We start from the raw sequence: 8149 nt of genomic DNA, 5'->3' as shown, positions 1-8149 counted from the left end.
CCCCACGGCAGCGCACGGGTCCGAACGGCAGCGGTCCTAGCGATCGGACCGGCCGAACCTCTCTTCCAGGACGGACGCCCGGCGCCAGTACTCGTCCTCGTCGATCTCGCCGGAGGCGAAGCGCCGACCGAGGACCGCGAGGGGTGAGTCTGCGGCGGGACGCTGCGCGGGGTTCCACGGTCCGCGGCGGCCTCGCCACACGGTTCGGCGCAGCACGGTGACCACGCCCACGACGACGGCCGCCCAGATCAGCGGGAGGAACAGGATCCACGGGCCGGGTCCGCCGCCGTTCCCGTTCGCCAGGGTGTTCATCTCGGGTCATCTCCTCGGAGAGCTCTCGTGCACTGCGACGCTTCAAGAGTCCCGCCGGGAAGGGGTCCCGGTCGTCGTACCACCAGCGGCGGTTCACGTACCTCCTGAGGAGTACGCCTTCTGTAACTACTAGTATGTACACTCTCTTCGTGAGCACCTCTGAGCGACTGATCGAGTCCACCCGGGAACTCCTGTGGGAGCGCGGGTACGTGGGCACCAGCCCCAAGGCGATCCTGGAGCGCGCGGGCGCCGGACAGGGCAGCATGTACCACCACTTCACGGGCAAGCCCGACCTCGCCCTGGCGGCGATCCGGCGGACGGCCGAGGAGATGCGGGCCGCCGCCGCGACCGTCCTCGACGGGCCGGGGACGCCGTACGAGCGCATCAGGGCGTACCTCCTGCGCGAACGGGACGTGCTGCGCGGCTGCCCGATCGGCCGGCTGACGATGGATCCCGACGTCGTCGCGAGCGACGAACTGCGCGAACCGGTCGACGAGACGATCGACTGGATCCGGGAACGGCTGGCGGGGATCGTCGAAGAGGGCCGTGAACAGGGCCAGTTCGCGGCCGCGCTGGACGGCGAGGCGATCGCCGCGACGGTCGTCGCCACCGTGCAGGGCGGTTACGTCCTGGCGCGGGCCTCCGGTTCGCCGGACGACTTCGACGCCGCGGTCCGGGGACTGCTCACCCTGCTCGCACCCCCTCAGGCCGACTAGGAGACGCCCGATGCACGCCCTGCAGTACGAGCTCACGCTGCCCGCCGACTACGACACCGAGATCATCCGCGCGCGCGTGTCCCGCGTGGGACGTCTTCTCGACGACTGGCCGGGCCTCGGCCTGAAGGCGTATCTGCTGCGCGAACGGGGTGTGCACGGTTCGCCGGTCAACCAGTACGCGCCGTTCTACCTCTGGAACGCCGTGGACGGCATGAACGACTTCCTGTGGGGCGGCGGATTCCAGCGGCTGACCGACGACTTCGGGCGTCCGACGGCCCGCCAGTGGACCGGTCTGGCGTACGACGAGGGGATGACAGCCGGTTCGCCCGCGCGGTTCGCGGTGCGGCTGCGGCGGCCGGTGCCGGACACGGGGGTGCTCGCCGAGGCCATGGGGGAAGCGGTGGACGAGGTCGGGCGGCTGGCACGCGAGGAGGGGGCCGTGCTCGCCGCGGCGGCCGTGGACACGAGCCGCTGGGAGACCGTGCACTTCTCGCTCTGGGAGCACGACGGGCCGGCGGCCGAGGGCGATCTCTTCCAGGTGCTGCATCTGTCCGCGCCGGGGCGGGCCGCGCTGCCCCGGGGCCGGCAGTGGTGAGCGCGGTGCGCACGGTCCTCGGGGACGTGCCGGCCGAGCGGGCACGGTCCTCGGGGACGTGCCGGCCGAGCGGCTCGGGGTGTGCGACGCGCACGACCACCTCTTCTTCGGCACTCCCCGGCTGCCCGGCCAGGAGCTGCAGAGCGTGTCCGCGGCGCGGGCCGAGCTCGCCGCGTTCCGCGCGCAGGGCGGCGAGGCCGTCGTGCAGTGGACGCCGTACGGCCTCGGGCGGCGCGCGGCCGACCTGCCCGCGTCGTCCGCCGCCGCGCCGTACACCGGCTCGGCCGTAGACGGCCCGGCCGTAGACCGGCCCCGCCGTGGACCGGCCCCGCCGTGGACCGGCCGGCCGTGGACCGGTTCCCGCGTGGGCGGAAGCCTTCGTCGACCGGCTCGGTCGTGGCCCGATCGGGTCGATGTCTGTCCCGCCGGGGCGCTGACCCGGCCGGGCGCGGCGGGCCAGGATGGCCGACGACGGACGAAGCCGCGAGTGAGGAGCAGGACAGTCATGGCCCTGGAGATGCGCGACCACTGCGGTCGCTGTACGACGACCGCGTTGCCGCCCGACGCACCGGCCCGCATCTGCTCCTACGAGTGCACGTACTGCGTGCCCTGCGCCGAGACCCTGCGGAATGTCTGCCCCGACTGCGGGGGCGAGTTGACGCCCCGGCCGCGCCGGGCCGCCGCCGTGTGACCCGGCGACGCGGGGGTCAGGCGGGTGCCTGGCCGCCGTCGGGCCGGGCTCCGTCGCCGAAGCTGGCGAAATAGGCGGCGACCATGTCCTCGTCCCCATGGCCCTGAGCGGCGGCGCGCTCCAGCCGCTCGGCGCTCGCCGACGCCACGTCCAGCCGGACGCCGTTCTCGCGACCTGCCTCGACGATCAGACGCGCGTCCTTCGCCGCCGTCGTCACGGCGAACTGGGCGGGCGAGAGCCGGTCCTCGAGGACCAGGGCGGTCTTCGCCTTCAGGTATCCCATGTCGAGCGGGCCGCCGGCGATCAGGTCGAAGAACGTATGGGGGTCGACGGACAGGGCCTGCGACAGGGCGAGGACCTCGCCGGCCGCGGCGGTGGCGGCGATGACCCAGCTGTTGGCCACCAGCTTCAGGCGGGTGGCGCTGCCCGCACCGCCGTCCTCGCCGGTCCACACGGTCCGCGCGCCGACGGCGTCCAGGACGGGGGCCACCGCGCCGCGGCCGGCCGGCGGTCCCGCCGCGAGCACGGTCAGCTGACCGGCCTCCGCGGGCTGGCGGGTGCCCAGCACGGGTGCGTCGAAGAAGACCAGGTCGTGGGCGCGGGCGAAGGCGGCCAGCTCGCCGACGGCCTCGATCCCGGCGGTCGTCGACTGGACCCAGGCCGCCCCGGCGCGCAGCGCGGGCGCCGCCGCGCGCATGACCTCCAGTGCGGCGGAACCGTCGTACAGCATGGTCAGGACGACGTCCGCGCCCTCGACGGCCTCGGCGGGGGTGTCGACGACGCGCACGCCGTCCGCGGCGAGCGGCTCCGCCTTGGCGCGGGTGCGGTTCCAGGCGCGCACGCTGTGCCCGGCCCGGGCGAGGTTGCGGGCCATCGCGGCGCCCATGATGCCCGTGCCGAGGACGCTCACGGTCAGGTTGTCTGTCATGCCGTCAACCTACTTCGCGGCGGCGCTGACGAGGTCCCGCCGCACGCGCTGCGCCACCTCCGCGCCGCAGCCGACCGCCCATACTTGACCGTTCGTTCTCGATTGATCTAGCGTCACCCCCATGGCCAGGACCAAGGAATTCGATCCCGACGCGGCGCTGCAGTCGGCCCTGGAGCTGTTCTGGCGGCGCGGCTACAAGGCCACGTCGATGGCGGATCTCGTCGCGCACCTCGGGATCGGGCGGGCCAGCGTCTACGCGACCTTCGGCACCAAGCACGAGCTGTACCTCAAGGCGCTCGACCGGTACGGGGAGACGCATCAGCCGCTGCTCCTGCGCGAGTTGTCGCAACCGGGGCCGGCGCTGCCCGCGGTCCGCGCGGTGGTGCGGCGGTTCACGGCGGAGGCCACCGACGAGAGGCGCCGCGGGTACGGGTGCCTCGTCACCAACACGGCGGCCGAACTGGCCCCGCACGACCCGGCCGCCGCTCGGCGCGTCGAGCTGAGCTGGGAGCATCTGGAGACGCTGCTGCAGTCGGCGCTGGTGCGCGCGCAGGCCCAGGGCGAACTGCCCGCCGGACGTGATCCGTCGGCTCTGGCCCGCATGCTGTTGGTGCTGCTGCAGGGGGTGCGGGTGGTCGGCAAGGCGTCCCCCGACCCGGCGCGGCTGCGGGACGCGGCGGAGCAGGCGCTCACCCTGCTGGACTGACGCGTTCGCCAACCGTCCCCGCTCTCCTGTCGGTGTCCCCACCCGTCTCCTGCTCAGCACCGCACCCCTCGGGCGTGGTTTCACTCGCCGCCATACTGGAACGATCGGTCTTGAAAGGACTGGCATGTCTCGTACCCGTTTCTCCGGTCGTACCGCGCTCGTCACCGGAGCCGGCTCCGGCATCGGCCGGGCTGTCGCCCTCGCCCTCGCCGCCGAGGGGGCGCGGGTCGTCGTCGCCGGTCGTACCCGGACCCCGCTCGACGAGACGGTCACGCTCGTCGAGCGGACCGGCGGAACGGCGCTCGCCCACGTCGCCGACGTCACCCGCGCCGCCGACCTGGACGCCGTCGTCCGGGCGGCCGTCGACCGCTTCGGCTCGCTCGACGTCGCCGTCAACAACGCGGGCGTGCTGCGCGCGGGACGCCCGCTCGCCGACGTCGACGAGGAGGACTGGCGGACGGTGCTCGACACCAACCTCACCGGCGTCTTCCTCGCCCTGCGGGCCGAAGTCCGGCAGATGCGGACGCAGCCGGCCGGCGGCGCCATCGTCAACGTCTCGGCCAACATCGGCGCACACCGGCAGGTGCGGGGGCTGACCGCCTACGCCGCGAGCAAGGCGGCGGTGACCGCGCTCACGCGCGGGGCCGCGCTGGAGCACATCGGGGACGGCGTCCGGATCAACGCCGTCAGCCCCGGCGCGTCCGCGACGGCCATGTCCCTGCGGCCCGGCGAGTCCGAGGCGGAGCGAGCCCTGCGGATGGAGGAGGAGTCGCCGCTGGGCCGGGTCTCCTCGACACAGGAGGTGGCGCGGGCGGTGCTGTACCTGGCGTCGGACGACGCGTCCTCCGTCGTGGGCGCCGACCTCGTGGTCGACGGCGGGGCCGCGCTGTAGGCCCCGCGCCTCACCCGGCGGCCAGCGCCCCCAGCGGGTCGTCCAGCACCGGCTGCCAGGCCAGCTCGGCCGCGCCGACCAGACTGTTGTGGTCGAGGGAGCAGGCGAGGATGGGCACCCCGCCGCCGTGGCCCCACAGGCTGCGGTCGGAGACGACCGCGCGCAGCCGGTCGGGGTCGGCGTCCAGGAGGGTGCCGTGCAGGCCGCCGAGGACGATGCGGTCGGGGTTGAGGATGTTCACCAGGCCCGCGAGACCCAGGCCGAGCCGGTCGATCAGGGCCTCGACGGCGGTGCGGACGACCGGATCGCCGTACTCCTCGCGGATCAGTTCGTCGGCCTGCTGCAGCAGGGAGCCCTCGGGGCCCGGCTCGCGGCCGGCGGCGGTGAGGAGGGCGAGCGGATCGGCCTCGACGTCGAGGCAGCCGCGGCTGCCGCAGTGGCAGGGGCGGCCCTCGGGGTTGACGGTGAGGTGGCCGACTTCGAGGGCGAGGCCCGAACTGCCCGTGTGCAGACGGCCGTCGAGCACCAGCGCGCCGCCGACGCCCCGATGCCCGGTGGCCACGCAGAGCAGATCGCGGGCGCCGCGTCCCGCACCGTGCCGGTGCTCGGCCAGCGCGGCCAGATTGACGTCGTTGGCCGCGAAGGCGGGGCCGGCGATGCCCGCGGCCCGGATCCGCTCGGCGAAGATCTCCCGTACCGGCGCGCCCACCGGCCAGGCCAGATGCAGCGGGTTCAGCGCCAGCCCCTCGGGTTCGGTGACCGCGGACGGCACGGCGAGGCCCGCGCCCACGCAGCGCCTGCCGGTCCGCCGCAGCAGATCCGCCCCCGCGTCGACGGCGGCGCCGAGCACCTTGGCCGGATCGGCGTCGACGGTCTCGCAGCTGGGCGTCGTGGCGACGATCCGCCCGCCGAGGCCGACCAGCGCGGCCCGGAACCCGTCGGAGTGGACCTGCGCGGCCAGCACGACCGGGCCTTCCCGCGCGACCTCCAGCCGGTGCGAGGGGCGGCCCTGCGAGCCCGTCGCCGCCGCGGGCCGGGCGTCCACCCGGATCAGCCCCAGCGCCTCCAGCTCCGCGGCCACCGCGCCGGCCGTCGCCCGGGTGACGCCGAGTTCGGCGGTGAGCACGGCGCGGGTGGGCGCCCGCCCGGTGTGCACGAGCTCCAGCGCGGGCCCGAGCGCTCCGCGCCCCCGGTCCAACCGCGCCCTCGACGTGGTCCCTTCCCCCGCCGGCCGGGGGTCCGCCTTGCCGCTCATGGAGGCGAGTCTCCCATGATCCGCTTCGTCAGGCGGCGTCCGGGAAGCCGCTGACGCGCAGGGTGACGTTCAGCCGTCCGGCGAGCCCCAGTCCGGCCGGGGCCGTGCCCGGAAGCACCCGCGGCACCCCGTGGTACGCGAGCCTGGACGCTCCCCCGAACACGAACAGGTCGCCGCTGCGCAGTTCGACGTCGGTATAGGGCCGGGCGCGCGTGCGCGTGTTGCCGAAGCGGAAGACGCAGGCGTCGCCGAGGCTGAGGGAGACCACGGGCGCCGTGGCCCGCTCGTCGGCGTCACGGTGCATGCCCATCCGGGCGTCGCCCTCGTAGAAGTTGATCAGGGCGATGTCGTACGCGGCCCCCGCCGCCTCCGCCGGACCCAGTGCCTCGGTCACGGCGCGCCGGCCCAGCTCGCCCAGCCAGGCCGGGAAGGGCTTGACGGGCGCGCCGTCGCCGTCGGCGACCGTACGGGCGTAGGCGTACGGGTACCAGTGCCAGCCCAGGCAGACCTGGCGTGCGGTCATCTCGCCGCCGCCGGGTGTGCGGACCGTGCGCAGACCGGCCGGCGGACGGGCCCAGTCCCGGCAGGCCCGCAACAGCTCGCGCTGGCGGTGCCCGTCCAGCCAGTCGGGCACGTGCACCGCGCCCGGCGCGACCTGCGCCCGCTCCCGCGGAAACAGCTCGGCGTCCATGACCCCATCCTCCTCCTCGGCTCCGACACCCGGCTTGATCTGCGGCTCGGCTAGCCTTGACCCACGATGAACGACCCTATGACGACGCCGTGGGGCGAGGTCGCCCTGACCCGCTTCCCCGAGGATCCGCGCGAGGCGCTGCGCGCCTGGGACGCCTCCGACGCGTATCTGCTCAGACACCTCGCGGCGGCGAACGTCCCGCTGAGCGGCACCGTGGTGGTGCTGGGCGACCGCTGGGGCGCGCTGGTCACGGCGCTCGCGGAGCACCGCCCGACCCAGATCACCGACTCCTGGCTGGGGCAGGAGGCGACCCGGGCGAACCTGGCGCGGGCCGGCGTCGAGGCCGGAGCCGTCCGGCTGCTCACCACCCGGGATCCGGCGCCGGAGCGGATCGACGTGCTGCTGGTCAGGGTGCCCAAGAGCCTCGCGCTGCTGGAGGACCAGTTGCTGCGGCTGGCGCCCGCCCTGCACGCGGACACGGTCGTCGTCGGCGCCGGCATGGTGAAGGAGATCCACACCTCGACGCTGCGGCTGTTCGAGCGGATCATCGGGCCGACCCGGACCTCTCTCGCCGAGCAGAAGGCCCGGCTGGTGTTCTGCACCCCGGATCCGTCGCTCAGGCGTCCTCGCAACCCGTGGCCGTACACCTACGACCTGCCCGAGGACGTCGGCGGCATGCTCGCCGGCCGTCCGGTCGTCAACCACGCGGGCGTGTTCTGCGCCGACCGGCTCGACATCGGCACCCGGTTCTTCCTGCGGCACCTGCCGGACACCGCGGGCCGGCGCCGGGTCGTCGACCTGGGGTGCGGCAACGGGGTCGTCGGCACGGCGGTGGCGCTGGCGGACCCGGCGGCCGAGGTGCTGTTCACGGACGAGTCGTTCCAGGCGGTGGCGTCGGCTGAAGCCACCTACCGGGCGAACGGGGCTGCGGGACACGCCGAGTTCCGGGTCGGCGACGGCCTGGCGGGGGTGGCCGACGGCAGTGTGGACGTCGTGCTGAACAACCCGCCGTTCCACTCCCATCAGGCGACGACGGACGCGACGGCGTGGCGCATGTTCACCGGGGCGCGGCGCGCGCTGCGGCCGGGCGGCGAACTGTGGGTGGTGGGCAACCGGCACCTGGGCTACCACCTGAAGCTCAAGCGGCTGTTCGGCGCCTGTGAAACCGTCGCCGGCGACCGCAAGTTCGTGGTGCTCAAGGCGGTCAGGCGGGGATGAGTCCCACGCCGACGAGGATCCGCTCGACGGTACGGGCCAAGGCCTCGCGACCCGCGCTCAGACAGGCACGACGGGCGCGCCGGCCGCCTGCCCCCCATTACCTTTTTGGTTGCCCCGCAATGGGGCGCCCGGCCTTCGGAGTTGG

10 protein-coding genes and 1 pseudogene are annotated in these 8149 nt (G+C 74.4%); 7 read left to right on the top strand and 4 right to left on the bottom strand.

The features are described 5' to 3' along the window. Positions 1 to 36: 36 nt before the first annotated feature. Entirely contained in the window at positions 37 to 312 is a 276-nt protein-coding gene (locus ACFVYK_RS37445; RefSeq protein WP_389781204.1) for an SHOCT domain-containing protein, read from the bottom strand. Between the two features lie 134 nt (positions 313 to 446). Here ACFVYK_RS37445 and ACFVYK_RS37440 point away from each other — a divergent pair, with 134 nt between their 5' ends. The 4 genes and pseudogenes from ACFVYK_RS37440 (at position 447) to ACFVYK_RS37425 (ending at position 2314) form a co-directional block, all read left to right on the top strand. Next, a complete protein-coding gene (locus ACFVYK_RS37440) occupies positions 447 to 1028 on the top strand; it encodes a TetR/AcrR family transcriptional regulator (protein ID WP_389781203.1) in 582 nt (193 codons plus the stop codon). A gap of 10 nt (positions 1029 to 1038) precedes the next feature. Continuing rightward, on the top strand, positions 1039 to 1623 hold the full coding sequence (locus ACFVYK_RS37435) for a DUF4865 family protein (protein WP_389781202.1): 585 nt from the start codon (positions 1039 to 1041) through the stop codon (positions 1621 to 1623). A gap of 58 nt (positions 1624 to 1681) precedes the next feature. Then, positions 1682 to 1882, top strand: a pseudogene (locus ACFVYK_RS37430) (phosphotriesterase); the annotation flags it as partial. 246 nt (positions 1883 to 2128) lie between these two features. Beyond that, on the top strand, positions 2129 to 2314 hold the full coding sequence (locus tag ACFVYK_RS37425) for a DUF1272 domain-containing protein (RefSeq protein WP_389781206.1): 186 nt from the start codon (positions 2129 to 2131) through the stop codon (positions 2312 to 2314). A gap of 16 nt (positions 2315 to 2330) precedes the next feature. Here ACFVYK_RS37425 and ACFVYK_RS37420 read toward each other — a convergent pair whose 3' ends face one another. Beyond that, positions 2331 to 3242 (bottom strand): NAD(P)-dependent oxidoreductase, encoded by a 912-nt coding sequence (locus tag ACFVYK_RS37420; protein ID WP_389781201.1) that lies wholly within the window; start codon positions 3240 to 3242, stop codon positions 2331 to 2333. A 121-nt stretch (positions 3243 to 3363) separates the two neighbouring features. Between ACFVYK_RS37420 and ACFVYK_RS37415 the strand changes: the two genes are divergently transcribed. Next, positions 3364 to 3948, top strand: coding sequence for a TetR/AcrR family transcriptional regulator (locus tag ACFVYK_RS37415; RefSeq protein ID WP_389781200.1), 585 nt, complete (start codon positions 3364 to 3366; stop codon positions 3946 to 3948). 124 nt (positions 3949 to 4072) lie between these two features. Continuing rightward, entirely contained in the window at positions 4073 to 4840 is a 768-nt protein-coding gene (locus ACFVYK_RS37410; protein WP_389781199.1) for an SDR family NAD(P)-dependent oxidoreductase, read from the top strand. 10 nt (positions 4841 to 4850) lie between these two features. On the opposite strand, the gene ACFVYK_RS37405 is transcribed toward ACFVYK_RS37410, so the two are convergent. Beyond that, entirely contained in the window at positions 4851 to 6095 is a 1245-nt protein-coding gene (locus ACFVYK_RS37405; RefSeq protein ID WP_389781198.1) for an ROK family protein, read from the bottom strand. A gap of 28 nt (positions 6096 to 6123) precedes the next feature. After that, positions 6124 to 6786, bottom strand: a complete 663-nt coding sequence (locus ACFVYK_RS37400; RefSeq protein WP_389781197.1) for an alpha-ketoglutarate-dependent dioxygenase AlkB family protein — start codon at positions 6784 to 6786, stop codon at positions 6124 to 6126. Positions 6787 to 6864: 78 nt separating this feature from the next. Here ACFVYK_RS37400 and ACFVYK_RS37395 point away from each other — a divergent pair, with 78 nt between their 5' ends. After that, on the top strand, positions 6865 to 8004 hold the full coding sequence (locus tag ACFVYK_RS37395) for a methyltransferase (RefSeq protein ID WP_389781205.1): 1140 nt from the start codon (positions 6865 to 6867) through the stop codon (positions 8002 to 8004). Positions 8005 to 8149: the final 145 nt, after the last annotated feature.

The sequence above is a fragment of the Streptomyces sp. NPDC058291 genome, from assembly GCF_042880855.1.
Taxonomy (GTDB): domain Bacteria; phylum Actinomycetota; class Actinomycetes; order Streptomycetales; family Streptomycetaceae; genus Streptomyces.
This window is presented reverse-complemented; position numbering and strand designations above follow the sequence as displayed.

Bases quoted from the DNA above. Each gene is read 5' to 3' on its own strand.
- ACFVYK_RS37445 (WP_389781204.1), bottom strand. From the start codon at position 312: ATGAACACCCTGGCGAACGGGAACGGCGGCGGACCCGGCCCGTGGATC.
- ACFVYK_RS37440 (WP_389781203.1), top strand. From the start codon at position 447: ATGTACACTCTCTTCGTGAGCACCTCTGAGCGACTGATCGAGTCCACC.
- ACFVYK_RS37435 (WP_389781202.1), top strand. From the start codon at position 1,039: ATGCACGCCCTGCAGTACGAGCTCACGCTGCCCGCCGACTACGACACC.
- ACFVYK_RS37425 (WP_389781206.1), top strand. From the start codon at position 2,129: ATGGCCCTGGAGATGCGCGACCACTGCGGTCGCTGTACGACGACCGCG.
- ACFVYK_RS37420 (WP_389781201.1), bottom strand. From the start codon at position 3,242: ATGACAGACAACCTGACCGTGAGCGTCCTCGGCACGGGCATCATGGGC.
- ACFVYK_RS37415 (WP_389781200.1), top strand. From the start codon at position 3,364: ATGGCCAGGACCAAGGAATTCGATCCCGACGCGGCGCTGCAGTCGGCC.
- ACFVYK_RS37410 (WP_389781199.1), top strand. From the start codon at position 4,073: ATGTCTCGTACCCGTTTCTCCGGTCGTACCGCGCTCGTCACCGGAGCC.
- ACFVYK_RS37405 (WP_389781198.1), bottom strand. From the start codon at position 6,095: ATGAGCGGCAAGGCGGACCCCCGGCCGGCGGGGGAAGGGACCACGTCG.
- ACFVYK_RS37400 (WP_389781197.1), bottom strand. From the start codon at position 6,786: ATGGACGCCGAGCTGTTTCCGCGGGAGCGGGCGCAGGTCGCGCCGGGC.
- ACFVYK_RS37395 (WP_389781205.1), top strand. From the start codon at position 6,865: ATGACGACGCCGTGGGGCGAGGTCGCCCTGACCCGCTTCCCCGAGGAT.